The 26670-nt window shown below is 71.8% G+C and carries 20 protein-coding genes; 12 read left to right on the forward strand and 8 right to left on the reverse strand.

Annotation, left to right across the window (positions count from 1 at the left end; genetic code table 11):
* The first annotated feature begins 77 nt into the window (after positions 1-77).
* The gene (locus ACQP2P_RS23890; protein ID WP_433604160.1) at positions 78-2066 is read left to right on the forward strand and encodes an MDR family MFS transporter; all 1989 of its coding nucleotides are present in this window, start codon (positions 78-80) and stop codon (positions 2064-2066) included.
* Between the two features lie 329 nt (positions 2067-2395).
* On the opposite strand, the gene ACQP2P_RS23895 is transcribed toward ACQP2P_RS23890, so the two are convergent.
* Entirely contained in the window at positions 2396-2926 is a 531-nt protein-coding gene (locus tag ACQP2P_RS23895; RefSeq protein WP_433604162.1) for a general stress protein, read from the reverse strand.
* A 309-nt stretch (positions 2927-3235) separates the two neighbouring features.
* Here ACQP2P_RS23895 and ACQP2P_RS23900 point away from each other — a divergent pair, with 309 nt between their 5' ends.
* The 4 genes from ACQP2P_RS23900 to ACQP2P_RS23915 all read left to right on the forward strand — a co-directional run bounded on the left by ACQP2P_RS23900 (position 3236) and on the right by ACQP2P_RS23915 (position 7066).
* Positions 3236-3478 (forward strand): PspC domain-containing protein, encoded by a 243-nt coding sequence (locus tag ACQP2P_RS23900; RefSeq protein WP_433604164.1) that lies wholly within the window; start codon positions 3236-3238, stop codon positions 3476-3478.
* Between the two features lie 466 nt (positions 3479-3944).
* Positions 3945-4601 carry an alpha/beta hydrolase gene (locus ACQP2P_RS23905; RefSeq protein WP_433604166.1) on the forward strand — a complete coding sequence of 219 codons (657 nt, stop codon included), beginning with the start codon at positions 3945-3947 and terminating at the stop codon, positions 4599-4601.
* 520 nt (positions 4602-5121) lie between these two features.
* Positions 5122-6501 carry an ATP-grasp domain-containing protein gene (locus ACQP2P_RS23910; protein WP_433604168.1) on the forward strand — a complete coding sequence of 460 codons (1380 nt, stop codon included), beginning with the start codon at positions 5122-5124 and terminating at the stop codon, positions 6499-6501.
* A 304-nt stretch (positions 6502-6805) separates the two neighbouring features.
* Positions 6806-7066: a hypothetical protein gene (locus tag ACQP2P_RS23915; RefSeq protein ID WP_433072914.1), complete on the forward strand. Its 261-nt coding sequence runs from the start codon at positions 6806-6808 to the stop codon at positions 7064-7066.
* Between the two features lie 277 nt (positions 7067-7343).
* Here the strand turns inward: ACQP2P_RS23915 and ACQP2P_RS23920 are convergent, their stop codons facing one another.
* From ACQP2P_RS23920 to ACQP2P_RS23930, 3 genes are all read right to left on the reverse strand, one after another.
* Positions 7344-7979: a nucleotidyl transferase AbiEii/AbiGii toxin family protein gene (locus ACQP2P_RS23920; RefSeq protein ID WP_433604170.1), complete on the reverse strand. Its 636-nt coding sequence runs from the start codon at positions 7977-7979 to the stop codon at positions 7344-7346.
* 281 nt (positions 7980-8260) lie between these two features.
* The gene (locus tag ACQP2P_RS23925) at positions 8261-8599 is read right to left on the reverse strand and encodes a hypothetical protein (RefSeq protein WP_433604172.1); all 339 of its coding nucleotides are present in this window, start codon (positions 8597-8599) and stop codon (positions 8261-8263) included.
* A gap of 36 nt (positions 8600-8635) precedes the next feature.
* Entirely contained in the window at positions 8636-9709 is a 1074-nt protein-coding gene (locus ACQP2P_RS23930; protein WP_433619231.1) for an AI-2E family transporter, read from the reverse strand.
* A gap of 159 nt (positions 9710-9868) precedes the next feature.
* On the opposite strand from ACQP2P_RS23930, the gene ACQP2P_RS23935 reads away from it, so the two are divergent.
* The 4 genes from ACQP2P_RS23935 (at position 9869) to ACQP2P_RS23950 (ending at position 12947) form a co-directional block, all read left to right on the forward strand.
* Positions 9869-10594 carry a lysophospholipid acyltransferase family protein gene (locus ACQP2P_RS23935; protein ID WP_433604174.1) on the forward strand — a complete coding sequence of 242 codons (726 nt, stop codon included), beginning with the start codon at positions 9869-9871 and terminating at the stop codon, positions 10592-10594.
* The gene (locus ACQP2P_RS23940) at positions 10591-11526 is read left to right on the forward strand and encodes an acyl-ACP desaturase (protein ID WP_433604176.1); all 936 of its coding nucleotides are present in this window, start codon (positions 10591-10593) and stop codon (positions 11524-11526) included. Before ACQP2P_RS23935 ends, ACQP2P_RS23940 begins: the two co-directional genes overlap by 4 nt.
* A 575-nt stretch (positions 11527-12101) precedes the next feature.
* Entirely contained in the window at positions 12102-12461 is a 360-nt protein-coding gene (locus ACQP2P_RS23945; protein ID WP_433604178.1) for a histone-like nucleoid-structuring protein Lsr2, read from the forward strand.
* 261 nt (positions 12462-12722) lie between these two features.
* The gene (locus tag ACQP2P_RS23950; protein WP_433604180.1) at positions 12723-12947 is read left to right on the forward strand and encodes a hypothetical protein; all 225 of its coding nucleotides are present in this window, start codon (positions 12723-12725) and stop codon (positions 12945-12947) included.
* Positions 12948-13251: 304 nt separating this feature from the next.
* Here the strand turns inward: ACQP2P_RS23950 and ACQP2P_RS23955 are convergent, their stop codons facing one another.
* On the reverse strand, positions 13252-17226 hold the full coding sequence (locus tag ACQP2P_RS23955; RefSeq protein ID WP_433604182.1) for a fibronectin type III domain-containing protein: 3975 nt from the start codon (positions 17224-17226) through the stop codon (positions 13252-13254).
* 667 nt (positions 17227-17893) lie between these two features.
* Between ACQP2P_RS23955 and ACQP2P_RS23960 the strand changes: the two genes are divergently transcribed.
* From ACQP2P_RS23960 to ACQP2P_RS23970, 3 genes are all read left to right on the forward strand, one after another.
* Complete coding sequence (locus ACQP2P_RS23960) at positions 17894-20542, forward strand: putative bifunctional diguanylate cyclase/phosphodiesterase (protein WP_433604184.1); 2649 nt, start codon at positions 17894-17896, stop codon at positions 20540-20542.
* Positions 20543-20824: 282 nt separating this feature from the next.
* Positions 20825-22117, forward strand: a complete 1293-nt coding sequence (locus tag ACQP2P_RS23965) for a type III PLP-dependent enzyme (protein ID WP_433604186.1) — start codon at positions 20825-20827, stop codon at positions 22115-22117.
* Positions 22117-23367: an MFS transporter gene (locus ACQP2P_RS23970; RefSeq protein WP_433604188.1), complete on the forward strand. Its 1251-nt coding sequence runs from the start codon at positions 22117-22119 to the stop codon at positions 23365-23367. The genes ACQP2P_RS23965 and ACQP2P_RS23970 overlap by 1 nt, the downstream gene beginning before the upstream one ends.
* Here ACQP2P_RS23970 and ACQP2P_RS23975 read toward each other — a convergent pair.
* From ACQP2P_RS23975 to ACQP2P_RS23985, 3 genes are all read right to left on the reverse strand, one after another.
* A complete protein-coding gene (locus ACQP2P_RS23975) occupies positions 23364-24566 on the reverse strand; it encodes an ROK family protein (protein WP_433604190.1) in 1203 nt (400 codons plus the stop codon). The genes ACQP2P_RS23970 and ACQP2P_RS23975 overlap by 4 nt on opposite strands.
* 61 nt (positions 24567-24627) lie before the next feature.
* Positions 24628-25887 carry a sugar ABC transporter permease gene (locus tag ACQP2P_RS23980; protein WP_433604193.1) on the reverse strand — a complete coding sequence of 420 codons (1260 nt, stop codon included), beginning with the start codon at positions 25885-25887 and terminating at the stop codon, positions 24628-24630.
* A complete protein-coding gene (locus ACQP2P_RS23985) occupies positions 25884-26657 on the reverse strand; it encodes an ATP-binding cassette domain-containing protein (RefSeq protein ID WP_433604195.1) in 774 nt (257 codons plus the stop codon). The genes ACQP2P_RS23980 and ACQP2P_RS23985 overlap by 4 nt, the downstream gene beginning before the upstream one ends.
* Positions 26658-26670: the final 13 nt, after the last annotated feature.

Raw genomic sequence — 26670 nt, forward strand, 5'->3', positions numbered from 1 at the left:
CCTGCGGCAACCGAGGAGTAGCGTGAATTCTGAAACGCGATCGGATCGAAACGGCTTGCTCTAACAGGAGAGACGCCTTGAGCGCAACAGCACCAGCGGCCGCGGGGGAAGACACCGCCCTGACCCATCGCCAGATCGTCACGATTCTGGTCGGTCTCATGATGGCGATGTTCCTGGCCGCGCTGGACCAGACCATCGTGTCGACCGCCATGCGGACGATCGCCGACGACCTGGGCGGCTTCTCGCTGCAGGCGTGGGCCACGACGGCGTTCCTCATCACCTCGACGATCTCCACGCCGCTGTACGGGAAGCTGTCCGACATCTACGGCCGCAAGCCGTTCATTCTCTTCTCCATCGGCATCTTCATCGTCGGCTCGGTGCTGTGCGGCATCGCGACGTCGATTTACCAACTGGCCGCATTCCGGGCCGTGCAGGGTATCGGCGCCGGCGGTCTGTTCTCGCTCGCCTTCGCCATCATCGGCGACGTGGTGCCGCCCCGCGAGCGGGCGAAGTACCAGGGCTACTTCCTCGCCGTCTTCGGCACCTCCAGCGTGCTGGGCCCGGTGCTCGGCGGCTTCTTCGCCGGCGCCGACAACATCGTCGGCATCACCGGCTGGCGCTGGATCTTCTACATCAACGTGCCCATCGCCCTGGCCGCGTTCATCGTCGTCATGCGCGTGCTGCACATCCCGCACCGCCGCCAGGACCACCGCATCGACTGGCCCGGCGCCGTCGCGCTGATCATCGGTCTGGTGCCGCTGCTGACCGTCGCCGAGCAGGGCCGGGAGTGGGGCTGGGGCTCCGGCCGCTCGCTGCTGTGCTACGGCGTGGGCCTCGTCGGCCTGGTGCTGTTCATCGTCGCCGAGACCTTCTACAAGGACGAGGCGCTGCTGCCGCTGCGGCTGTTCCGGGGCCGCACGTTCTCGGTCGCCTCGACCGGGAGCTTCATCCTCGGCATGGCGATGTTCGGCGGTCTGCTCACGCTGCCGCTGTACCTGCAGATCGTGAAGGGCGCCACCCCGACCGAGGCCGGCCTGATGCTGCTGCCGCTCGTGCTCGGCATCATGACCGGCTCGATCGTCTCCGGCCAGACCATCGCCCGCACCGGCCGCTACCGCATCTTCCCGATCGTCGGCTCCGTGCTCATGCTCGCCGCGCTGGCGCTGTTCTCGCGCATCGGCGCGGACACGCCGCTGTGGCGCACGATGCTCATCATGGCCCTGATGGGCCTCGGCCTCGGCGGCAACATGCAGCCCGTCATCACCGCCGTGCAGAACGCGGCCAACCCGCGCGAGATCGGCGTCGCCACGTCGACGGTGACGTTCTTCCGCTCCATGGGCGGCACCCTGGGCGCCGCGGTCTTCCTGTCGGTGCTCTTCAGCCTCCTGCCGGACAAGATCAAGGGCGCCTTCATCGACGCCCAGTCGACCCCGGCCTTCCAGCAGGCGGTCCGCGCCCATCCGGATCAGCTGCAGAAGATCCAGAACACCGCGACGTCGGGCTCGGCGAGCAGCTTCAACGACACGTCGTTCCTGGAGAAGCTCGACGCCGCCCTGTCGCACCCGTTCAAGGTCGGCTTCTCGGACTCGATGAGCGTCGTGTTCATGGTGGCCGCGGGCATCATGGTCGCCGGCCTGATCGTCATCCTGTTCCTGCCGGAGATCCCGCTGCGCAACATGTCGGCCGCCCAGCAGCGCGCCGCGGAGGACGCCGCCGCGTCCGGCCCGCCCTCGTCCTCCTCCGGTTCGGGGTCCGCCTTCTCCGGTTCGGGGTCCGCCTCCTCTGGCACGGCGTCCGCCTCGTCCGGTTCGGCGTCCGCCGAGGCCTTCAGCCCGGCCGGCGCGACCCAGCCCGGGTCACCCAACGGCGGCTCCGGGTCACCGAACGGCGGCATGGCGGCGGCGGTCCTGGGCGCGGAATCCTCGGACGGCGGGGGTGCTCATGAGTCCGCGGCCGTAGCGGCCTCGGGCGACCACGCGCCGACGCACGCCCTGGAGAGCGGCGGCGCCCACGAGGCGGAGGGCGAGGCGGCCCCGTCGGACGTCCCACCGCGTCACGCACGCTGAGCCAACGCTCCACTGCGCGGCGGCCTCCTTGCCGGAAGCCGCCGCGCAGTCTTCGCCACCCCCATAACCTAGTATCCTAGGATGCCGTGCGGGGTGTGACCTCGGCAGCCGGCTCCACATGCCGCTCCTGGAGGTGCTCCGGTCCGACGACGGACTGGCACCGGGTGAGCTGGCCACCCGCCTTGCACTACCGGACGGCCGTGGCGCGGATCGTTCCTCCGGCTTCTGCCTACGACCTTCTGGGCGGCGCGCTCCGACCTTCTCTGTGCCGCGGCCTACTGGTCCAGGCTGCGCGCCGACACGACGCGCAGCCTCATGGATGCGGTGGGTCAGTTCGCGGCGCGCCAGTTCTGCCGGGTGATGAGCACGCGGGCCTCGTCGGCGAACTCGGCCTCGACCGTCACCGCGTACTGCCCGGCCTGCAGAGAACTGCGCGACGTGAAGTCCCGCCGCCCGCCGGTGAGCGCATGCGCGATGGCCCCGAACACGCCACCCCACAGCGCGCCGACCAGGATCGTCGTGAGCAGCACGCCGATCCAGCTCGAGTTGCTGAACAGCGTGAACAGGATGCCGACGAAGAGCCCGAACCAGGCCCCACTGGCGACGCCGGCCAGCGCGGCCCGGCCGACGGTGAGCCGCCCGAGCACGTTCTCGACGAGTCGCAGATCGGTCCCGATGATCGCGGTCCGCTCCACCGGGAACCCGTTGTCGGACAGGTAGTCGACGGCTTGCTGCGCACCGGCATAGTCCGCGTACCGGGCGACGGTCACGGTGCTGCGCTCGAGCTCGACGAGCTCGCCGATGTTCGGATCGGGCTCGGGGGAGGGAGCGGGTGGCTCTTCCAGCGGAGGGGTCGTCATGCGGGCCAGGGTAGAGATGTCCGGGACGTCCCGCCCGGTACGCAACAACGAATTGCGTGCCTGGTCATCAGCCCGGCATCGATCCTTCCCCTCCGTCGACACCCGCTCACCAAGCGTGCGCGCCGAGGCTGGCCCTGTGGCTGATGCCGGACCGGCACGATCTGGTGGTCCCGCCGCGGTGACCAGCGCCAGGGGTGGCCAACGAGTGACGATCCCGGCACGCCGTGACACCGTCGGGGTGAGGACTCAGGGGTACCTCCGGGCGTCACCGGAGGTCGTCGGGGCACTTCGGCGGGCAACCTTGCAGACATGACCGAAATCAAGCCGCTTCGCCGATCGCGATCCGACCGGACCGTCGCCGGCGTGCTGGGCGGCATCGCCGAGTACCTGGGCACCGACGCCACGATGGTCCGCGCCGTGTTCTTGTTGTCCATCCTGCTGACCGGCGGCGTCGCCGTCCTGGCGTACCCGATCCTGTGGCTCGTCATGCCCGAGGCGCCGCCGTCGCCCGTGAGTCCAGCACCGAACAATCACCTGCCGTTCGGCGCGTGAGTTCCGGGGACTCCCTCCTGGTCTTCCTCGGCTCCCGCGCTGGACGCCTCCCCAACTCCCCAACCTTCGCCGGCCGCTCCACGCTCCCTCCCCACGCGTTCCCGGCTCCGTGGCGTATCCGCTGGCTCCGCGGACCCGTTCCCGGCTCCGTGGCGCATCTGCTGGCTCCGGGGACCCGTCCCCGGCTCCGTGGCGTAGCCGCCGGCTCTGAGTCCAGCCCGGTCGGCGCGGCATGCCTGGCGCCGGACTATCACGTGACGTGCACTGCGCGAGACTTGCCCGTGACGCTGCGTATGGTGAGGGCGCCCGCCTCGCCCTGCGTGCCCGGCTCTGCAATGCGTGAATTTGCCCGTGCCGCCCGTGCCCGCGCCGAGCGATCGCCTGCCGGGCGGTGCGTGACTTGGCCGCCAGCCCTGCGCCGAGCGATCACCTGTCCTATGGTGCGTGAGTGGCCCGTGACTCGTGCGTGACGATCCAGTCGCGGATCGTGGCGCCGTCGGCACGTCCGGCGAGCGGCATGGTGCTGGTGGTGCACGATGGCCCGGAGTTCGAGCGAGTCGCCGGCCTCACCACCCGGTTCCCCCACGAACACGTCGCGCTGCTGTCGCCGGGCAGTCGCAGCGAGTGGTACTCGGCGAATCCCGCCTACGCCGCCGCCCTCGTCCACGATGTGTTACCGAAGTTGCCCCCGGGCCCGGTCGTCGCTCTCGGCGCGAGCCTGGGCGCGCTCGCCCTTCTGCACGCCGAGATGCACTGTCCCGGCAGCTTCGCCGGGCTGTTCCTGCAGTCCGGGAGCTACTTCACCGCCGAGCTCGACCCGCAGGAGTCGGGCTTTCCGTGGTTTCGCCGCATCCTCGCCTTCGTCCAGAGCGCCCGCCCCGTCGGATGCCGCGTCGTCTTGACGTGCGGTCGGGACGAGGAGAACCTGCTCAACAACCGGGCGATGGCCACCCGCCTCGGGGTGCCACTGCTCGAGGTGCCGGGCGGTCACTCGATGACCACCTGGCGTGACGCACTCGATCCCCACCTGCACCGCCTCTTGCGGGAGGTCAACGATGACCACTCCGGAACCCACCGTCACCACCTCGGCATCGCTGCGCCCGGCGCCAACGGCAGCGGCTGACTCCCTCGAGGCGCCTTGGAAGGCGGCGCAGACCGGCCCAGCAGCGGCTGACGCGCCGGCGGCCCCGTTGCGAGCGGCGCCGACCCGCTCAGCACCGGCCGGCCCACCAGTGGCCCCGTCGCCGATGGCGGCCGGCCAGCTCGCGGCATCGTTGCGGTCGGACTTGGCGGGCTCGGCATCGCCGGCGACGCCTGACCCGCTCGCGGCACCGTTCCGATCTGAGCTGGTGGACCCCGCTTCGCGTGCGGCGGCCGACCCGCAGTCGGCGCCACCAGTGGCGGCCGGACCGGCATCGCCACCGGCGGCCGGCGACCTGATCGACCCTCCGTCATGGCGCCAGGCGACGACGGCGGATGCCTCCGCGTCGCTTCGGCTCGACGCCACGCTGTCCCTTGCGGCGCCTGCCGGGCGCGGCGGGGTGCCGGTTGCCGCTGCGGTGTTGGGGAGTGCGTCTGCCGGGCGCGGCGAAATGCCAGTTCCTGCCGCGGTGTCGGGGAGTGCGCCTGCCGCGCACGACGGCATGCCGGTTCCTGCCGCGGCCACGGCGAGTGCCGGCGTCGCGACCCCGGCCGAAGGTGATGCACCGGCCGGCGTGTGGTCGGGTGGCGGCGTCCCGCGGCAGCGCGGGGTCGATGCGATGGCGGCGGGGGAGAGCGGCGGGGCGGGAGTGCGGGAGCATCTCGTCGGGCTGCTGCTCGGGACGGAGCAGGACTGGCCGCGAGCGTACGAGACGCTTGCCGGGCGGCTCGGGACAATCACGGCTGGTGATGGGAGCCGGCATCGGCTGCGGACCGAGCGGGTGACCATCGAACCGTTCAGTCTTCGTGACCGTCCGGCGCATCAGCTGGTCATCGACCGGCTCGCGTACTGGTATTACCACCCTCGCGAGTGGCTCAAGAAGATCGCGCTCATGGACGACGTGTACCTGCTCAACAGCCCGTTCACGTTCCAGTCCATGGAAAAGCACGCCGCCTACTGCGCCATGATGCGGCTCGGGCTGCACGTGCCCGAGACGGTGCTCGTGCCCTACAAGAACCCGGTCGACCACGCGAAGTGGGCGTACACCGCCGAGCGCTACAACCGCCCGTTCGACCTCGACGCCGTGGCCGAGCGGCTCGGGTACCCGCTGTTCATGAAGCCGTACGACGGCGGCGCCTGGGTCGGGGTGTCCCGTGTTGCCGACAGCGAACAGTTGCACGCCGCCTACGACCAGTCGGGCGAGCGGCTCATGCACCTGCAGCAGTCGGTCGAGCACTACGACGTGTTCACGCGGTCGCTGTCGGTCGGCCCCGAGACGATGGTCATGAAGTTCCGGCCCTCGCTGCCGATGCACGAGCGGTACGAGGTCGCGCACGGGTTCCTCACCGACGAGGTGGGAGACGAGGTCGTGACGATCTCGCGGCTCGTCAACGCGTTCTTCCGCTGGGAGTTCAACTCCTGCGAGTGCCTGGTTCGTGACGGTGTGGTGTATCCGATCGACTACGCCAACGCCTGCCCGGATGTCGCGCTGACGAGCCTGCACTACTACTTTCCGTGGGCGATGACGGCGCTGCTGCGCTGGTCGGCGTTCTGCGTGGTGACCGGCCGGCGTCCGCGGCTGGACATGGACTCGGCGCGCTATTTCGAGATCGGCGACAACACGCCGGACTACCGCGAGAAGCTGCGCGGCTACCGGGCGCTCGCCGACGAGTACTTCGACGTCGACCGCTACCGCGAGTTCTGCGACACCACCCTGCGGCACGTCCCCGGGCTCGTCGCGGAGTGGGTCGCCTCCGCGGAGTTCGACGACCTCCTGGTGAGCACCGTCCGCGCGACCTATCCGGAGCACGAGCACGAGCGCTTCATCGCTCACTTCCGCGGCCTCGTCGGACAGTGGCGGCACGAGAACGGGCCGAGTTGACGCCTCGCGTGTGACTGGTTGCATCAGGAGGTCGTCTTCGCCCCCGAGCTCGTCGTGCCCAAGGTAGGGGACAGGTCGGTTCGCCGCCTGCGTTCGTCGCCTCATCGATCAGCGGTGGCGCGGCAGCCGGCCACGGTAGCGGTCGCCGTGTGATGCCGAAGGGCGCGTGACGCGGTTCACGAGGATCCTTCGCTCGAACCGGTGACGCTGTGGTCGTGCGCGTCACAATCCGTAGTTCGTCCTGGTAGGCGTGCGTACCGTCGGGAGTGTCAATCGTTTTTGATCGCTGTGAAGGAAGTCGTGCATGGGTCCGTACGAGCACCCGGCCTGGTGCGCCAGGGGTCACCGTTGCAACCTCGGCGAGCACCGGGCTCATCCGGTCGTGATGCAGGTTGACGGGGTCGGCAAGGTGCTGATCACCCGGGTGCTGGGGAGCAATGGGCGGGAGCGGATGGAGGTGACGGGGTCCGCGTACCTCACCACCACCGGGCAGGCTGCGACCCGTCAGGTTGACCGGACGCTGCGCGGTTTCGCGCACGTGATGGCTACGGCCGCTGCGCGTTGAGCGCTCCGTGAGGTGATCAGAACACGTCAGCGTTCGGATGGCGGGGCCGGTTATTCGGGCCAGTCGCGCGGCCGGGTGGCGCAGGGCGGCGAGGCAGGTGCGGAAGCGCCGCTCAGAGGGCCGCTCAGAGGGCCGGTCGGGTTGCCGTTGGTGCGGGTTGGCGAGGCGTGTGAGCAGCGCAGGTGGTGCAAGACGGCGAGGCGCGCCTGACGTGGTGCCGGGGGCCGTGGAGCGGCGTGGTTCGTGCGGCGGTGCGCGGTTCGTGCGGGAGTGCTGGTCAGCGGGGCCAGTCGCGCAGACGGAGGCGCAGGGCGGCGATGCGCTGCTCGTCCAAGCCGTAGAACGCGAACCGCCCGTCGTCGAGGCGGTCCAGGTAGCGGCCCGCGGCGACCACGTCGGCGAACTCGAGGGCCGGGTCCTGGCGGCGGGCCAATTCGAGCAGCCGGCCCACCGAGTAGCGCTCCATCGCCGCCGCGACGTCGATGTAGTCGCGTACCTCGCGGCGGTTGATCAGCGCCGCGACCTTCGTGGCGATCAGGTCGTCCAGGTGCATCACCGGGCCGACGTCCATCATCACAGGGCTGTGCTGGCGGTCCAGGCGGGAGAGGGTCAGCCGTACCGTCTGCGTGCCGTCACCCACCGTGAACTCCCGCTGGTCGAAGCCGGCGAACAGCTCCAGCAGGTCGTCGGCCTCCTCCTCGTGGACGGTGTACCCGGCCTCGCGCAGGGCCGCGCAGACCGCGTCGGCGGCCGCCCCGGCCGCGCCGTCGGTGTCGGTGAAGAGGTCGACGTCCTCGGTCGGGCGTTCGACCAGGCCGTTCATGAGCCAGGCGAAGCCGCCGCCCAGGACGAAGCCGTGCCGCTCGGCTACGGCCAGGGCGACTCGGGCCACATCGGTGTAGAAGGGGATCACCTGGCGTCACCGGATGCCGGCGATGCCGGGCGAGGCGGTCGCGGATACCGGGTGTGATGGCGAGGGTGCGGGGCGCATTGGAGCGCAAGCCTGCGGGAGGCCGAGGCCGGCGGACGGGCGGGCCTGGGGCGCACAACCCTCCGCGCGTGCCGGTGACGGCGCCGGTCGCGCCGTCACGGCTACGTCACCGACAGCATGGCGGCCGGGATCGCCCGTGACGGCCGGCGGAGACGATGCACCGCCGCCGGTAGAGGCCGACGAACGCGGGCGTTGCGACGACGTCACCGGCTGCGCAGGGCCGCGTGGCGGGCCTCCCACGCGTGGCGCACGCCCTGGGGCAGGTTCAGCTCCGGCCAGACCCGCACCAGGAGCTTCTTGTTGAGGAAGCGGCGCAGCTCGTCGTGGCGGATCGCCTCGCGCAGGACGTTCTCGTACATCCACAGCAGCAGGTCGTGGTTGTCGAGGTCGAACGCGCGCTGCGGGTTCCACATGAGCCGCTGCGGCAGTTCGACGATGCCGCGCACGGGTCCGCGCAGCTCATCGAGGGTGCGGGCGACGAGCGCAGGGCGGTGCGGGCGGGCCAGATAGGCCAGGGGTCCGCGGGCCGGCTCGTCGTGCATGGCCGAAGTGTACCTGTATTCCGCATTCTCAGAACATCAGCGCGCGTTCTGCCGCGGAATGACGACCTCGCGGAAGATGAGCTGAATCGCGGCGACGACGGGAATGGCGATGAGCGCGCCGACCACGCCCATGAGGGCCACGCCGACGAGGACCGAAATGATGGCGGCGAGGTCGGAGACCTTCACGGCGCGGCGCATCACCGTGGGATAGATGAGGTAATTCTCGACCTGCTGGTAGACGACGAAGAAGATGACGCACGCGATGCCGGCCTGCAGCGAGGTCGCGAACCCGACGACGCAGACCACGACCGCGCCGAGCGTCGCACCGATCTGCGGGATGAGGTCGGTGATGGCGACGAGGACGGCGAGGGCGTACGGATAGGCGATCCCGAGAATGAGCAGGAACACGAACGACGAGATCCCCGCGACCACCGCGATCGCCAGCGCGCCGCCCAGGTAGGCGCCCACCTTGGCCAGGATCTCGTCGCCGAGCAGCCGCACGCGCTCGCGGCGGGTCGCGGGGACGAGCTTGTAGCCGCCCTCCTTCAGGCGGTCGAAGGCGGCCATGAAGTACAGCGTGAGAATGATGACCGTCAAGATGTTGAAGACCGCCGAGAACGCGACCTGGACCCCGCCCCAGACCCCGCCCAGTGCCTTCGTGACGTTTCCGGCGGTGGCGACGCTCTTGAGCTGATCGAGCAGCTGGTAGTCGTCGTTGAGCTTGTTCAGCTGGTCGTTGCGCTGCAGATTGTCGATGTAGTGGGGCAGGTTCTCGACCAGGTCGTTGCTCTGCTGCACCAGCGGCGGAATGAGCGCCACGATGCCGCCGCACAGCACCAGCATCGCGCCGATGCCGACCGCGGCGACCGCGAGCCCGCGGGGTACGCCCCACTGCACCAGCCGTACGACTGCGGGGTTCAAACCGATGGCCAGGAACATCGCGATGAAGATGAGGACGAGGATCGAGCGGACGTTCTGGGCCGCGAGGTAGGCGCTGTAGGCCAGCAGCAGGCCGAGCCCGGCGGTGAATCCGATGACCAGCGGCGAGCGGCGCATCGGCGGCCCTGGCTTGCCGAAGCGCGACGGCTCCTCGACGACCACGACCTCCACCTCGACGCCGGGCGCGTCCTGTTCCGCGCCGTCGTCGGTTCGCTCTGCGGGCGCGGCGGGCTCCAGCACCTCGTCCTGCACTGTGAACTCCCTGGGAAGTCAGATGGTCTTGAGGCAGGGTACCGGGTGTGCGCACACCATGACCGCTAGCGTTAGTGCATGGCTGATGTGGTGTACCCCCCGGTGATCGGGTTCGCGCGGACGATGTTCCGCGCGCTCAACATGAAGATCACGATCGAGGGCGAGGAGCACGTGCCCGCGACCGGGGGCGCCGTGATCGCCTGCAACCACATCTCGTACCTCGACTTCATCTTCTGCGGCCTGGGCGCCCGCAAGAACAGGCGCCTGGTGCGGTTCATGGCCAAGGACTCGATCTTCCGGCACCCCATCGGCGGCCCGCTCATGCGCGGCATGCACCACATCCCGGTCGACCGCGACGCCGGCATGGCCTCGTACAAGGCCGCCCTCACCGCGCTCAAGGGGGGCGAGGTCGTCGGCGTGTTCCCTGAGGCGACGATCAGCCAGTCGTTCATGATCAAGGACCTGAAGAGCGGCGCCGCCCGGCTCGCCGCGTCCACCGGCACCCCGCTCGTGCCGATGGTGCTCTGGGGCACCCAGCGCTTCTGGACCAAGGGGCAGCCCCGTAACCTCACGAAGCGTGGCGTCGCGATCAGCATCATCATGGGTGAGCCCCTTCGCCCCCAACGGCGCGACAATCAAGACGCCGTGACCGCTGAACTGCGGGCGCGGATGACGTCGATGCTCGAAAAGGCGCAGCGGTCGTACCCGCAGCAGCCCGACGGCCCCGATGACACCTGGTGGCTCCCCGCGCATCTGGGCGGGACCGCACCCCTTCCTGCCGTCTACGAATCGGAGGCCCAGTGACCCCGGCCGAACCCACCGACCTGCTCGTGCTGCTGCGCGAGCTCGAACCCGTCGTCGAGGCCAACCTCAACCGCCACCTGGCCACGGCCAAGGAGTGGTTCCCGCACGAGTACGTGCCGTGGAGCGAGGGCAGCAACTTCGACGGTGTGCTCGGCGGCGAGGCGTGGGAGCCGGGGCAGTCGAAGCTGTCCGAGGTCGCCCGCATCTCCCTCGTCGTCAACCTGCTCACCGAGGACAACCTGCCCAGCTACCACCACGAGATCGCCACGGTGTTCGGCCGTGACGGAGCGTGGGGGACCTGGGTGCACCGATGGACCGCCGAGGAGGGCCGGCACGGCATCGCGATCCGTGACTACCTGCTTGCTACGCGTGCGGTCGACCCGGTCGAGCTGGAGCGGGCGCGGATGACGCACATGGAGGGCGGCTTCCACAACTCGTACGACGGGCTGATCGAATCCGTCGCCTACGTCTCGTTCCAGGAGCTCGCGACCCGCGTGTCGCACCGCAACACCGGCACGGTCTCCGGCGACCCGGTGTGCGAGCAGCTCCTCGCCCGGGTCGCCGCCGACGAGAACCTGCACATGATCTTCTACCGCAACCTGCTCCAGGCGGCGTTCGACCTCGCGCCCAACACCACGATGCGGGCGCTGACCAGGGTGGCGACGTCGTTCCAGATGCCCGGGCACACGATCGAGAACTTCGGGCGCAAGTCCGTGCAGATCGCGAAGGCCGGCATCTACGACCTGCGGCTGCACCACGACGATGTGCTCACGCCGGTGCTGCGGCAGGTGCGCGCGTTCGACCGGGATCTCTCCGGGGACGGTGCCGCGGCTCGGGACGAGCTCGTGAAGTTCATGACCGACCTGGATACGCAGGCCGCGCGGTTCGTCGAGCGGCGCGAGGCGCAGCGGGCACGGGCCGCCGCCGTCTGATCGGTCGTCGCCGGGCTCGCTCGCCGCGCCGCATGGCGCGGCGAGCGAGCCCTTGGCGTGCAGGGGGCCGCCGTCTCTTGGCGCGGAATTGTCCTTTTGGCACTTTTTGTTTCGCGCAGTGGTGTTGCGCGTGGTTTCCGGTGCGTGGTGGCCGTCGCCTGCGGCGGTTGCCGGCGCGGAGGTGAAGTGGCGGCTGCTGGCTGACGTGTTCCGTCGGGGGTGTGCTGAGCCCGGCCGTGACGCCGTCTTTGCTGTCGCCGGTCACGCTGCGTGGGCTGGCGCGACCATGCGCCGCGTGGTGGCGCCGTCGCGTTCGGTCACTGCCTCGACGGCCGGCCGTCGATGTGGGGACCGTCACGTTGCGTCGATCGGATTGGTGCTCGCCGTGGTCGCGCGGCTCGTCATGCGGGGTGCGGCCATCGAGGGCGCCGGTTGCCTTCCGTGAGCGTTGCAGTAGGCTGCGACGACCGTTCCGTGCCTCTCACTGCCCGTCTGACCGATTTCACCGGCTCTGACGGCGCGGTGCGGGCCACGGGATTTCACTCCCCGTATTCTTCTCGGAGGGCAGCAACGCCATGGCCAGACGCGTGATACATGAGCTGATCGACGACCTCGACGGCGGCCTCGCCGACGAGAGCCTCAGCTTCGGCCTCGACGGCGTGCAATACACCATCGATCTGTCGGCGAAGAACGCTGCCGAACTGCGCGACGCTCTCGCGCCCTTCGTCACGGCCGCGACCAAGCTCGGCCGGGCGCCGGCGGCTCCCGTGCCGGTGCGCGGGCGCGGCGGCCGGCCGGTGCTGTCGGCCCGCGCGGAGCGGGAGCAGAACCGGGCGATCCGTGAGTGGGCGCAGAGTAAAGGGCTCGAGGTCTCCGATCGCGGCCGGATTCGCGCCGACATCGTCGAACGGTTCCACGCCGAAGCGGGAAGCTGAACTGGGGGCGCCCAGCACGGGCGCCCCCTCTGTCCGCTCGGCCTCTGTCTGCTCGGTCTCCGTCGCTGCCGGTACCGCTGTCGTCGTTGCTGCCGTCGCCGCTGCCCGTGTCTCTGCCGGTGTGTCTGCCGTCGTCGCTGTCGCTCTGTCGCTGACGTCGCTGCCGTCGTCGCAGTCGCTTCCGTCGTCGCTATCGCTGCCGTCGTTGACGTCGCTGTCGCTTGCCGCTGTTGCCGCTGTTGCCGGTGTCGCTTGCCGCTGTTGCCGGTGTGGCTGCCGTCGTCGCTGTCGCTGCCGTCCTTGACGTCGCTGTCGCTTGCCGCTGTTGCCGGTGTGGCTGTCGTCGTCGCTGCCACTGTCGTCGCGGTCGTCGTCGGCGTCGCATCACGTGCTCGCCTGTTCACGCCCAGTCCTCGCCTGCGCGTCCTCCCGCGACTCGAGCAACGGCCACTGAGCGCCACCGCCGCGTCGCGCATCGTGGTCTGATGCGCGCACTGTGCTGGGCGGTGACGACTCCCGCGCGAACCGCCCAGATTTCCGAATCGCCCACCGCCTGCACAAGAGCGCTGCGGCCGCGTGGAGCTGGTTGCGGCCGCAGCGCCCGGAGCGCCGCGCGGTGTGCTGCCGTCCGGCTTGTGGTGTTGTCTCTTCCGGCCTGCGCGATCCGGTCCGTGCCGCCCGGTTGCGTGGTCCGGTCCGTGCCGCCCGGTTACGTGGTCCGGTCCGTGCCGCCCGGTTACGTGGTCCGGTCCGTGCCGCCCGGTTACGCGGTCCGGTCCGTGCCGCCCGGTTACGCAGTCCGGTCCGTGCCGCCCGCCGACGCGTCGACCGCGAACCGCAGCCGCGACAGTGTCACGAACGCGAGGCCGGCCAGCAGCAGGCACAGGCCGAACATTGCGATGCTGGCGATCGGATCGCCCGTCACGGCGAGGCTTCCGATGGTGTCGCTCGCGCTCGCATGACCGTCCGTCGTCCCGTCGTGACCGATCGGCGCGGCCGGGTGGGCCGGCTCGCCGCCCGCGTGCTCGGTGACGTCGACGCCCAGCGTGAGGTAGCGCGGAGTACCCGTGCTGTCCACGCCCGAGGCGACCAGCGTGTGCGAACCCGCGTACCCGGCCGGGACCGTCACCGAGACGCTGAACGCGCCGCTGCCGTCGGTCGTCGTCGTGGCCATTGTCTGCGGCGCCGAGTAAATCACCACGGTGATCGTCGTGTGCGGCGCGTACCCGGTGCCGCTCAGCGTGATCGACTCGCCCGGGGCGACGTCGGTGCCGCTGGAACTGTCCACGTGCCCGGCGCTCGGCGGCACGTCGGCCGGCAGCGTCATGGACGTCGGGGTCGCGGCGGTCACGGGCGCCCACTGGGAGTCGCGGCCGTACTGGCCGAGGGCCTGCACGGTGACGCTGTACTCGGTGCCCGCCGTCAGCCCGGTGATCAGGCAGCCGGTCGCGTTCGCCGCGGCCTCGCAGGCCTTCGTGTCACCGTGCGCGGTGGCCGTCGCCCGGAACTTCGCGACGCCCGAACCCGGGTCGCCCGGCGTCCAGCTCACCCAGATCGACTCCGCCTTCGCCGTCGCCGTCACGCTGCCCGGGACGTCCGGGGCCTTGCTGGGGGTCGCCGCCGTGGCCGACGCCCAGTCCGAGGTGCCGGAGTTGCCGCTGCCGACCGCCGCGACCTGCACCGTGTACGGCGTGCCATTGGTCAGGCCCGTGATCGTGCACTGATGCTGGGTGTTGTCGACCGGCCCGCACGTGAGCGTGTGGTCCTCAGCCGTCCACACCGTGTAACTGTCGATGCCCGAGCCCTGGTTCACCGGAGCCGTCCACTGCACCAGCAGCGAGCCGTCACCCGGCGTCACGGTCACGCCCGTCGGCGCGGCCGGCGGCTCGGCCACCACGGTCGCCGGTGAGGCCGCGGACCAGGCGGAGTCGCCGCTGGAGTTGATGCCCTTGGCCTGGACGCGGAAGGTGTACCCGGTGCCGCCCGGCGTCAGGTTGCCGATGTCGCACGAGGTGCTGCCGCCGTCGTGGGTGTCGCAGGTCATGCCCGCGTCCTCGACCGCCACCGCCACGTACTTCGCCACGCCGGCCCGCGTCTGCGCCGGCGCCGTCCAGCTGACTCGCAGCGTGTTGGCCCCGCTCTGCACGGCCATCACGTTCGTCGGCGCGTCGGGCGCGCCCGGCGTGACCGGATCCGAGGACGCGCTCGGTTCCGAGTCGCCGCTCTGGTCCGACCCCACCGCCGTCACCTTGAAGCTGTAGGCCGTGTCGGCGCTGAGCGTGTCGACCAGGCAGTGCAGCGTGCTCCCGTTGGTGGTGACGCAACCCTTCGAGGCGTCCTGGTCCGACACCACCACGTAGTGGTCGATCGCGCTGCTCGCCGAGGACGACGCCGTCCACGACACGGCCAGCGACGTCGGCGACACACCCACGGCGTGGACCCCGCTCGGCGCCGCGGGCGGCCCGACCGTGACTGTGCTGCCCGAGGTGACCTCGCTGGACGGTTCGCTCGCGTCCGCCGAGCCGTACGCGAGGACACCCGCCGTGTACGACCCGCCCGACTGGATGCCGTTGACGATGTCACAGGTCGTCAGGCCCGGATCGTTGCTGGTGCAGTTGCCGACGGCGTTACCGCTCGAGTCGTACGCGGTCGCCAGATAGTGATTGACGTTCTCGCCCGAGTGCGTCCAGGTGACCCTGATGCCGGACCCGAGCGGCTCGACGTGCACGCCGGAGGGTGGCGCGGGGATGGCCTCGATCCGGGCTCCGAAACCGGGCGCGGAAACGCCGGGCACGTACACGCCGCTGCCAGGCCCACTCGGCGCGGCGCCGCCGACGGCGTTCGCGGGCCGGTTCGAACCCCCGGGCTGGTCGGTATCCCCGGGCCGGCTCGCATACCCGGGCTGGTCGGTATCCCCGGACCGGCTCGCATACCCGCGCTGGTCGGTGTCCCCGGACCGGTCGCCGGTCGTGAGCCGGTCCGTGTCGCGGCCGGCTCCGGCGCCGCGCCCGAGTGCGTCGAGGGTCTCGCCGGCCGCGCCGTCACCGCCGGTCGCCGCGAGCAGGCCCGCGATGACGCTGGGTATCGCCCGGAGCGCGTCACCGTCCCGTCCGGCACCGCGCTTGTCGGTGCCGAGAGCGTCACTGTTCGTGTCCGCGTACGGCCGTCCGTTCGCGGCGGCCTGCGCCCGCGCCTGTGCCCACGCGCGGGCCTGAGCCTGGGCGCGCGCCCGGGCCTGGGCCTCGGCGTGGGCCTCGGCCTGGGCCTGGGCCTGCTGGTCCTGCGGGACCTGCGCCGCGGCACCATTCGCCGCGCCGGCGCCGTTGATGCCGACTGCCGCACCGGTCCCGCTGGTGCCGCGAGCGCCGTTCGCCCCGGCGGTGCCGTCCGTGCCATTGGCGCCCGCAGCGCCGGTGGACCCGTCGGGCACATAGTCCGTGTACGAGCCGTTACCCGCTGTGCTGGCACCGTAGGCGGCCGTTCCGCCCGCAGTGGACGAACCGTTGGCTGCCCCGCCGTTACCGGCCATGGCAGCGCCCGCGGCGCCGTTCCCCCCGGTGCCGCTCCCCGCGGTGCCGTTGTTGCCCGACGCGGTGCCGTTCCGGGCGCCGGCGTTGCCGGACGCGTTGCCGGCGATCCCGCCGTTGCCGGACGCGCGGTCAGCGGCTCCGGCGTTGTGCGCCCCTGTGCCGCTCGAAGCGCCGTTGCCCGAAGCGCTGTTGTTCGAAGCGCCGTTGCCCGAAGCGCTGTTGTTCGAAGCGCCGTTGCCCGAAGCGCTGTTGTTCGAAGCGCCGTTGCCCGAAGCGCTGTTGTTCGAAGCGCCGTTGCCCGAAGCGCTGTTGTTCGAAGCGCCGTTGCCCGAAGCGCTGTTGTTCGAAGCGCCGTTGCCCGAAGCGCTGTTGTTCGAAGCGCCGTTGCCCGAGGTGCCGTTACCCGCGGCGGCGTTGCCCGAAGTGCTATTACCTGCGGCGGCGTTGCTCGAAGTGCCGTTACCTGCGGCGGCGTTGCCCGAAGCGCCGTTGCCCGCGGCGGTGTTGCCCGTAGTGGCGTTACCCGTGTGCCCGTTGCTCGAGGACGAGTCGACCTGCCGGCCCCAGCCGCCGTTCGTGTCCTTGTCGCCCTGCTGCCCCCAGCCGCCGGAGTTGCCGTCCGTGGTGGCGTTCGCGCACTCGGTATTCGTTCGGGCTGTCTGGCTGCCGGTGTTCTGCTTGTTGCGCTGCGTGTCTTCGATCTTGCAGCGGGTGGTGTCGCTCGAGGCGGTGTGCGCGGACGAGGTGCGCTTCGCGGTTGTCGAGCCGCCCTCGCTCGAGGTGATGGACCGGGCGTCGTCGGCGACATAGTCCGGCCGCTCGACCGGGGCGCCGTGCGAGCCGGTCGTGCCGTTGGAGCCCGCCGTGCCGTTGGAGCCTGCCGTGCCGTTGGAACTCGCCGTGCCCGAAGACGATGCCCCGGTCGCCCGGCGGGTTCCGGAGGAGCTGCCCGGCGATGACTGGCCCGTGGTCGAGGACTTCCTCGCTGTCGATGCACCTCGGTGAGAGGCGGCGCCGGGGGAGTCGGCGCCGTGGGTCGCTGACGCGTCACCCGCTGTGCCCGAGCCGGTTGCGTTCTGGCCGCTTCCGTTGGCCATTGCCGCGAACGCGGGGCCCGCCGTGCTGCCGAATACGACGACGCCGGCCGTCAATGCGGCCAGACCCGCCCGCACCGACCGGCGGGTGACCCTCAGCCGGCGTTTGGGCCTCGGCTTCAACCTGGACTGCGCAGCCATCCCGTACCCCGTTTCAGAGCGACCGCGCCCAAACCCGAACGCGGCCAACGAACGCGAACACGTCTCGCAATCTAGTCATCACGCACTGTGAAGATCCTCCGAATGCTGATTCCGCGCCCGGAGAACCAGGAGGGCGGGGAAGTGCCGGGACGGGGCGGCGGTGCCCGAAAGCCCCGAACCGGGTCATCAGGCCGGCAATGGGGCGACAGGACGGGGGCGGCTGACCTCAGGCGCGGTGGGGAACTGCGTCCTCCGGCGGCGGCAGGACGAGGACGAATGGGCCGCCGGCCGCCGAGACGAGATGACGAGTGAGGAGGAGCGAGAGGAACAGGGAGAGAAGCGAAGGGCACAGAGGAGAGGAGTGAGGCGTGAGCGAGGTGTGGACAGAGCCACGAGCGAGGGGAGCGAGAAGAGCCCGGCCCGAGGGCCGTCCACGACACCACGCGTGACGCCGCGGGCGGCAGGGGACGGGTGCGGGACGGTTGCCTGCCGGGTAGGCCGCTCAGTTCGCCCAGCTCCGACCCGATCAGTGCGGCACGCGACACGAACGCAGGTGCACAGGATCGGGGGGCGCACGATGGCGAGCTGGGCGAACAGCCTGCTCCGGGCCGCTGCGCCCACGCGCGGGTACGCCGTGCTGTGCGGTACCGCTGCCGCAGTCACCGCCGTGCTGTTCGCTGTCTTCGTCACGGGTGCCGGGGGAAGCCTCGTCGGGCAGAACGTCTCCAACATCGCGCTCTTCCTCGCGGCCCTGGCCTCGGGGGCGGCCTGTCTCGTGCGGGCCTGGCGGGAGAACCGCGGGCACGGCAGTCGCCGGGTGCGCTGGGCCTGGGCGCTGGCCGGGGCCGGGTCGGTGTCGTGGGGTGTTGGGCAGGCGTTCTGCATCTGGTACGAGACCGTTCTCGGCCAGGACGTCCCGTTCCCGTCGCTCGCCGACGCCGGGTACTTCTGGATGATGCCGCTCACCGCGGCCGGGCTCCTGCTGCTCCCGGCGAGCCGACAGAGCCTCGCCCAGCAGGCGCGCAGCATCCTCGACGGGCTCATGATCGCCGTGTCGCTGCTGCTCATCACGTGGGTGCTCATCCTGGGGCCGCTGGTGCGGCAGGGGGCGGACAGCCGGCTCGGGCTGCTGGTCACGCTGTGGTACCCGGGCGGCGACGTCGTCGTGCTCACCATCGTGCTGTTCACCGTCGCGCGGCTGCGGCGGGGCGGGCGGCGGCCGTTGTCGCTGCCGCTGGTCGGGGCCGGGCTGGCCGCGTTCACCGTCTCGGACTCGGGGTACGCGTACCTGACGCTGCTGGACACCTACGGCAGCGGCAACGTGCTCGACCTGGGCTGGTTCAGCGGCTTCGCGCTGATCTTCCTCGCGGCACGGCGGCCCGAACCCGCGCACACCGAGCAGGACGAGCACGCGCTGACCCAGCCGCTCGGCGTGATGCTGCCGTATCTGGCGGTGCTCGGCTCCCTGGTCACGAGCGTCTTCGAGGTCCTGCGCCACGGCACGCACGACATGTTCGTGTCCTGGAGCCGCTCGGCGATCATCCTGCTCATCGTGGGCCGGCAGCTGCTCACGCTGCTGGAGAACCGCTCGCTGACCCGCGGGCTCGAGGCGCGGGTCGAGGAGCGCACCGCGGAGCTGCGCGCGAGCGAGCAGCGCTTCGAGGCCCTGGTGCAGCACAGCTCCGACGTCGTGACGGTCATCGACGCCGAGGGCGTGGTGACGTACCAGAGTGAGTCCATCAGCCGCGTGTTCGGCCACGACCCGTCGTACTTCTCCGGGATCAGGCTGACCGAGCGCATGCTCACGGAGGCGGCGCCGGTGCTGGTGGCCGCGATCGAGGCCATCTCCGGCACCGCCTACGCCACGCGGGTCGTCGAAATGCCGATGCTGCACGCCGACGGCCACCGCTGCCTCGCCGAGGTGACCCTGACGAACCTGCTCGAGGACCCAAGCGTGCGCGGCATCGTGCTGAACTCGCGCGACATCAGCGAGCGCAAGGAGCTCGAGGACCAGCTCGTGCACGAGGCCTTCCACGACGGCCTGACGAAGCTCGCGAACCGCGCCCTGTTCAAGGACCGCCTCGAGGTCGCCCTGCGCCGCCGCGAGGACGTCGCCATCCTCTTCCTGGACCTCGACGGCTTCAAGGAGGTCAACGACAGCCTCGGCCACGCCGCCGGCGACGTGCTGCTCATGCAGGTCGCGATGCGCCTCGGCGAGGCGGTGCGCGACGGCGACACCGTGGCCCGCTTCGGCGGCGACGAGTTCGCCGTGCTCATCGACGCCGTGGCCGCGCCCGAGGACGCCGACGAGCTCGCGAACCGGATCATCGCCGCGCTCGACGAGCCGTTCGTCATCGAGAACCAGGAGATCCACGTCCAGGGCAGCATCGGCATCGCGCTGACCGGCCCCGACGCCCGCGACGCCGACCAGCTCATGCGCAACGCCGACCTCGCGATGTACCGTGCGAAATCCGCGGGCTCGGGCCAGTTCGCGCGCTACGACCCGCAGATGCACACCGGCCTCGTCGAGCGCCTGCAGCTCGCCGCCGACCTGCGGCGCGCCCTGGAGAACGGCGACGAGCTCGAGCTGCACTACCAGCCCACGATCGAGCTGCGCACCGGCACCATCGTCGGCTTCGAGGCGCTCGTGCGCTGGCGGCACCCGGCCCGCGGCATGATCAGCCCGATCGACTTCATCCCGCTCGCCGAGTCCACCGGCCTCATCCGCCCGCTCGGGCAGTGGGTCCTGGCCGAGGCGAGCCGGCAGGCGGTCGCGTGGGGCGCGGCCGACCCGGCGCGCGAGCTGACGATGGCCGTGAACGTCTCCGGCGTCCAGTTCGACCAGCCCGACCTGCCCGAGATCGTCGCGCAGGTCCTGGCCACGACGGGCCTGCCGGCCGAACGCCTGTGCCTGGAGATGACCGAGAGCGTGCTGATGACCGACACCGAGGAGAACCTGGCGGTCCTGCTGAGCCTCAAGGACATCGGCGTACGCCTCGCGATCGACGACTTCGGCACCGGCTACTCCTCGCTGGCGTACCTGCGCCGCTTCCCGGTCGACACGCTCAAGATCGACCGCTCGTTCGTGGAGCGCCTCAGCGGCACCACCCCCGACGCGGCCCTGGCCCGCACGATCGTCCAGCTCGGCCAGAGCCTGGGCATGTCGACGGTGGCCGAGGGGATCGAGGAGCCCGCGCAGTTCCTCGCGCTGCGCGGGATGGGCTGCGACCTGGCCCAGGGCTACTACTTCTCGCGCCCCCTGCCCGCCGCGCAGGCCGGTCTGCTGCTGCCGGACAAGGCGGCCGCGGCCGCATAAACGCCACAAGCCCATGGCTCGGGCCGCGTCACCGCCGGACCGTCGCTCCCGCCAGGCACCGTTCGGCCGTGGCCGGCCTCTCTGTCAGGTCCGCGGGGCAAGGACCGGCGCTCGACCCGGACCGGCACCGAAGGGCGCACCGGACACGCCGCGCCGCGCTCGCCGCGCCGGCGGCGAGCCGAAGCGACCGTCCGGCAACCGACGACGAACCCCGGGCGCTCCGCACGGCCCCGAATCTGGTTGCAGACCCGCCCGCCAGCCCAGCGTTAGGAGCTCGCTTCGATGACGGCCGCCCTCGCCGACCAGGACCGCCTCGACCTGCCCGAGCACTGGCCCGTCGCGCTCGGCCCGCGGGCGCTCGCCGCGATCGACGCGCCGACGCCGCTGCTGGCCGTGGACCTGTCGACGGTGGCGGCCCGCTACAGCGCGTTCACCGCCGCCATCCCGGGTGTGAGCACCTTCTACGCGATGAAGTGCAACGCCGCCGAGGACGTGCTGGGCACCCTGGCCGCGCTCGGCTCCGGCTTCGAGGTCGCCTCCATCGGCGAGCTGCGCCTGCTGCAGGAGATCGGCGTCGACCCCGCCGAGGTGCTCTACAGCAACCCGGTCAAGCCCCCGCACGCGATCGCCGAGGCCCGCCGCGCCGGGCTGTGGCGGTTCAGCTTCGACGGCGAGGGCGAGCTGCGCAAGCTCGCCCAGCACGCGCCCGGCGCCGCCGTCTACATCCGGCTGCGCGTCGACGACTCGACCAGCCTCTTCCCGCTGTCGCGCAAGTTCGGCGCCGAGGCCCACGAGGCCCGCGCGCTCATGCTGCTGGCCCGGGAGCTGGGTCTGCGGCCGTACGGCATCACCTTCCACGTCGGCTCCCAGTGCGCCACCACGAGCGCGTGGCGCCAGGCGATCGCCACCGCCGGCCGGCTCATGGCGGCCCTGGAGCGCGACGGCGTCCACCTGGAGATGCTCGACCTCGGCGGCGGCTTCCCGTCCCGCTACGTCGAGCGCGTCGCGCCCCTGGACCAGATCGCCGCCACGATCAACGCGGCGCTCGCGGAGCTGCTGCCCTACCGCCCGGCCCTGCTCGCCGCCGAGCCCGGCCGCCACCTGGTCGCCGAGAGCGCCGTCATGGTCACCACGGTCCTGGGCCGCGAGGTGCGGGCGGGGGAGCACTGGCTGTACGTCGACGTGGGCGCCTACAACGGCATGATGGAGACCCAGCAGACCGCGCAGCGGTGGCGCTTCCCGCTGTGGACGTCGCGCGCCGACCACACGCTGGTGGCGCACCTGCCCTTCACGGTGACGGGCCCGTCGTGCGACAGCTCCGACACCATGTTCCACGGCGTGCACCTGCCCTCGACGATCGAGGTCGGCGACCGGCTGTACATCGGCTCCGCGGGCGCCTACACACTGAGCTACGCGAGTCACTTCAACGGCTTCGCCCCGCCGGAGCCGGTCTTCGTCGGCGGCCCGGCCGCGACGCACGGGCCGGTCCAGCGCACCCCGCACCCGGGACCCGCGCAGACCGGCCGCGCCCACCCCGCCGCCACCGCCCCCGAGGCCCCGGCGGACCCGGCCTGATGGCCGCGACCGATGCGGCCGCCGCGCACCGGTCGCGCCACCGCGCCGAGCTCACGGGCGGCCGGCGCCGCGCCGGGCGGCTGCGCGAGCTGCTCGTCTCCGGCGTCGTCGACTCGTTCGGCCTGTCGCTGGGCTGGACCCTGTTCACCCTCGTCGCGACCGAGCGCGGCGGCCTGCCCATGGCCGCCCTGTTCAGCTCGGCGATGCTGCTCGGCGTCGTGCTGTCGGCCCCGATCACCGGCTGGCTGGCCCGGCACCTGCACGGCCGCACGCTGCTGCTGCTCGCCGGCTGCACCGAGGCCGTCCTGCGCATCGGGCTGCTCGCCGCGCTGCTCGCGGGCGCGAACCCGGCCCTCGTCGCGGTGGGCGTGACGGTGATGCACGTGGCCGCGTTCGCGGGCTTCGCCGCCATGCGCGCCGAGGTCGCCGCCGTCGACGCGCGGCCCCGGGCGATGACCCGCTACGCCCTGTCGATCGCCGCGGTCGAGGCGGCCGGGGCGGGTGTCGCCGCGCTGCTGCCGATGCACCGGTGGTCGCTGGCCGCCGTCTTCGCGGTGTACGGCCTCAGCCTCCTGCCGACGATGCTCACCGCCCGCCGCGCCCGCACCGCCCGGCTGGTCACCCCGCCGGCCCCGGCCGCCCACGCGACCCGGGTCGAGCGGCGCCGCGCCGAGACCGAGGCCCGCGGCGTGCGCGTCCCGCTGCCGGTCCTCGCGGCCGGCGGCGGCCTCATGCTGCTGTCCGCGGGCCCGACCCTGCTGTCCGTGGCCCTGGCGACCGAGCTGCACGGCCAGCACGCCGTCGCCGGGGCGGCGGCCGCGTTCAGCGCCGGCTGCCTGCTGTCGTCGTGGGCCGTGGACCGCGTCGGCCGCCTGCGCCTGCCCGCGGCCGTGGTCTGGCCCCTGTGGGGCGTCGGGATGCTGGTCGGCTGGCTGCTCGCCCCGGCCCACCTGGCCGGGCTGTTCCTGGCCCAGTTCCTGTCCGGGCTGAGCATGACCGCGTTCGAGGGCGGCATGGACGCGCGCCTGGCCCAGGCCGCCCGCCCCGGCACGGTGACGACGGTCCTGGCCTGGAGCGCCTCGACGCGGGCCCTGGGCAGCGCGATCGCGGTGCGGACCCTGCCGGCCCTGATCGCGGCCCCGGCGGTGGGGACGGTCGCCGGTACCGCTGCCGCCGTGCTCGCCCTGGTCTCCCTCGCCGCGCTGGCCCGCTCCCGCACGAGGGAGCGCGTCGCCGCGGCCAACGGCTAGGCGGACTCCAGCGGGTCGGCGAAGAGGGGGTCGGCGAAGAGCGGCTCGAAGGCCAGCTCCGCCGCGCCGATCAGCGCCGCGTCCTGGCCCAGCTGCGGCGTGCGCAGCCGCACGTGCTCCCGGCACGCCGGCAGCCCGTTGCGGTTCAGGCGCGAGCGCACCTGCGCGGCCGAGGCCAGGTACACCTCGCGCAGGGTGCCGCCGAAGATCACCATCTCCGGGTTGAAGATGTTCACCAGGTTCGCCACGCCGAAGCCGAGCCAGTCGCCGACCTGGCGCATGGCCGCCTGCGCCGTGTTGTCGCCGCGGGAGGCCGCGTCGACCACCGTCAGGATGCCCTCGCGCCCCGCCGTCGCGCTGCGCCCGGCCGCCGCGAGCAGGGCGTGCTCGCCGATCTCGGTCTCCCAGCAGCCCCGGGAGCCGCAGCTGCACGCCTTGCCGTTGGGGTTCACGACCATGTGGCCGACCTCGCCGCCGTAGCCGCCGTGGCCGGTCACCGGGCGCCCGGCCGCGATGATGCCGCCGCCGATGCCCGCGTCGCCGTAGAGGTACACGAGGTTGTCGCAGCCCGCCGCCGCGCCGCGGGTGTGCTCGGCCAGGGCGGCCAGGTCGGCGTTGTTGCGCACCGCGACCGCCCGGCCGTCGCCGACCAGCCCGCGCAGGGCCTCGCCGAGGGGCTGGTCCGCCCAGCCGAGCTGCGGGCCGAGCCGGACGAACCCGTCGTCGCGGCGCACCATGGCCGAGACCGCCGCGCCGCTGCCGATGAGCCGGGCGCCGGCCGGGGCGGTGTGCCGCATCTTGCGCACGAAGTCGGCGATGGGCGCGACGGCGGTGGCGGCGTCGTGCTCGCCGCGCGGCCGGGCGGCCTCGAAGCGGTCCAGGACGGCGCCGCCGAGGCCGACGCGGGCGGCGACGATGCGGTCGACCTCGACGGCGAAGGCGAAGACGTACACCTTCTCGGACTCCGGCCGCACCACGAGCGACGGGCGGCCGGCCCGGCCCCGCTGCTCCCGCGGCACCCCTTCACTGACGAGACCGGCCGCCGCGAGGTCCGCGGTCAGCGCGCCGATCGTGCTGCGGTTGAGGCCCAGGCTCGCCGTGAGGTCGGCGCGGGACATCGCGCCGTGGAGGTGCACGGAGCGCAGGAGCGCTCCGAGGTTGCTCCGCCGGATCTCCTCCTGGCTGGGGCCAACGCGCATGCTCGGCTTTCTTCGGTCGGGGTCGCGGTATGCAGACTAGTGGCCGATCGACGGCGGCCGGTCAGCGCAGTCCCGCCGAGGCCCCCCGCCGGCGGGTGACCGCGTCGATCCCGGCGGCGAGCAGCAGCACCACGCCGGTCACGACGTACTTCGTGCCGGGGCTGTACTCCATGAGGCCCATCCCGTTCTCGATGACCGCCACGACCGCCCCGCCGAGCACCGCGTTGAGTACCCGCCCCTTGCCGCCGAACAGGCTCGTGCCGCCGATGACCGCGGCGCCGACGGCGTAGAGCAGCACGTTGCTGCCGCCGGTGTTCGGGTTGACCGAGGCGTCCCGGGACGCGGCCACGATCCCGCCGACGGCGGCCATCGTCGAGCAGATCACGAACACGGCGATGCGGATCGCGTCCACGTGGATGCCGGCCCGCCGCGACGCCTCCCGGTTGCCGCCGACGGCGTACACGTGCCGGCCGAACGCGGTGCGGTTCAGCACGAACGTGCACAGCCACAGCAGCAGCCCCAGGATCGCGACGACCATCGGCACGCCCCGCTGGGAGATGGCGTCGTTCTTCGAGCGCTCCAGGTTCAGCGTCCACACCGCGGCGCCGAGCAGGACGGCCACGGTCACCACCCGCAGCGCGATCACCGCGTGGGGGTCGGCGGCGAGGCCGTGCCGGACGCGGCTGTAGCGCCGCCAGAGGTGCAGCGCGAGCATCCCGGCGATGGTGACGCCGTAGAGCACCCAGCCCTGCAGCGGCGTGAACCGCCCGTCGAAGTTGATCTTCTTGATCGTCGGGTCGTCGACGGCGACGATCGTGCCGCCCTTCATGAGCAGCAGCACGGCGCCCTGGAAGGCCAGGAACGCGGCCAGGGTCACCACGAACGACGGGATGCCCAGCTTGGCCACGAGCAGCCCGATCACCAGCCCGATCGCCGCGCCGGTCGCGATCGCGCCGGCCACCGCGACGTACCACGGCAGCCCGAAGTTCGTGAGCAGCACCGCGAGCACCGAGGCGCACACCCCGGAGGCGAACCCGGCGGACAGGTCGATCTCGCCCAGCAGGAGCACGAAGACGAGCCCCATCGCGATGACGGTGACCGCGGCGCCCTGGTGCAGCAGGTTCGCGAGGTTCCCGGCGGTCACGAACTCGGGCCGGGCCACGGAGAAGGCCACGACGAGCGCCAGCAGCCCGAGCACCGCCGGCAGCGCCCCCATGTTCCCGCCCCGCACCCGCGCGAGGTAGTCGCGGGTGTAGGCGCCGAGCCCGGACGACGGGTGCTCGCCGGTGCGCTCCTGGGCGTCGAGCATCGACACGCTCATACCGTCGCTCCTTGCCCGCGCAGGCCCAGCTCGCCGCTGCGGCCGGTGGTGATGAGCTCGACGACCTGGGAGTGGGTGACGTCGGTGGCCCGGACCTGGGCCGCCATCTGCCCCAGGTAGAGCGCCGCGATCCGGTCGGCGACCGCGAACACGTCGTTCATGTTGTGCGAGATGAGCACGACCGCGAGGCCGTTGTCGGCCAGCCGGCGCACGAGCTCGAGGACCTGCGCGGTCTGGGCCACGCCGAGGGCCGCGTTGGGCTCGTCGAGGATGACGATCCGGTTGTTCCACAGCACGGCCTTGGCGATCGCGACCGTCTGCCGCTGCCCGCCGGAGAGGCTGGACACCGGCTGGCGGACCGACGCCACCGTGCGCACCGACAGGCTCGCGAGCGTCTCGGCGGCCCGCTGCTCCATGGTGATGTCGTCCAGCACGAGACCGCGGCGGATCTCCCGGCCGAGGAACATGTTCTGCACGATGTCGAGGTTGTCGCACAGGGCCAGGTCCTGGTAGACGATCTCGACCCCGAGCGCGGCGGCGTCGCGGGGGCCGTGCACCGAGACCGGGCGGCCCTCGTACAGGTACTCCCCGGCGTCGGCCGAGTAGATCCCGCCGACGCACTTGACCAGCGTCGACTTGCCGGCGCCGTTGTCGCCGACGAGGGCGGTGACCTGCCCGGCGTACACCTGGAAGTCCACGTCACGCAGCACCTGGACGGGTCCGAAGCTCTTGCTGAGCCCCCGGATCTCCAGCAGGGGTGTTTCGGTCACAGTGCTCCCTCAA

This window comes from Dactylosporangium sp. CA-139114 (genome assembly GCF_050955725.1).
Classification (GTDB): Bacteria; Actinomycetota; Actinomycetes; order Mycobacteriales; family Micromonosporaceae; genus Dactylosporangium.

Excerpts from the sequence above, each read along its gene's own strand:
- ACQP2P_RS23895 (WP_433604162.1), bottom strand. The coding sequence starts at position 2,926 with ATGACGACCCCTCCGCTGGAAGAGCCACCCGCTCCCTCCCCCGAGCCC.
- ACQP2P_RS23900 (WP_433604164.1), top strand. The coding sequence starts at position 3,236 with ATGACCGAAATCAAGCCGCTTCGCCGATCGCGATCCGACCGGACCGTC.
- ACQP2P_RS23910 (WP_433604168.1), top strand. The coding sequence starts at position 5,122 with ATGCCGGTTCCTGCCGCGGCCACGGCGAGTGCCGGCGTCGCGACCCCG.
- ACQP2P_RS23915 (WP_433072914.1), top strand. The coding sequence starts at position 6,806 with ATGGGTCCGTACGAGCACCCGGCCTGGTGCGCCAGGGGTCACCGTTGC.
- ACQP2P_RS23925 (WP_433604172.1), bottom strand. The coding sequence starts at position 8,599 with ATGCACGACGAGCCGGCCCGCGGACCCCTGGCCTATCTGGCCCGCCCG.
- ACQP2P_RS23935 (WP_433604174.1), top strand. The coding sequence starts at position 9,869 with ATGGCTGATGTGGTGTACCCCCCGGTGATCGGGTTCGCGCGGACGATG.
- ACQP2P_RS23945 (WP_433604178.1), top strand. The coding sequence starts at position 12,102 with ATGGCCAGACGCGTGATACATGAGCTGATCGACGACCTCGACGGCGGC.
- ACQP2P_RS23955 (WP_433604182.1), bottom strand. The coding sequence starts at position 17,226 with ATGGCTGCGCAGTCCAGGTTGAAGCCGAGGCCCAAACGCCGGCTGAGG.
- ACQP2P_RS23965 (WP_433604186.1), top strand. The coding sequence starts at position 20,825 with ATGACGGCCGCCCTCGCCGACCAGGACCGCCTCGACCTGCCCGAGCAC.
- ACQP2P_RS23970 (WP_433604188.1), top strand. The coding sequence starts at position 22,117 with ATGGCCGCGACCGATGCGGCCGCCGCGCACCGGTCGCGCCACCGCGCC.
- ACQP2P_RS23975 (WP_433604190.1), bottom strand. The coding sequence starts at position 24,566 with ATGCGCGTTGGCCCCAGCCAGGAGGAGATCCGGCGGAGCAACCTCGGA.
- ACQP2P_RS23980 (WP_433604193.1), bottom strand. The coding sequence starts at position 25,887 with ATGAGCGTGTCGATGCTCGACGCCCAGGAGCGCACCGGCGAGCACCCG.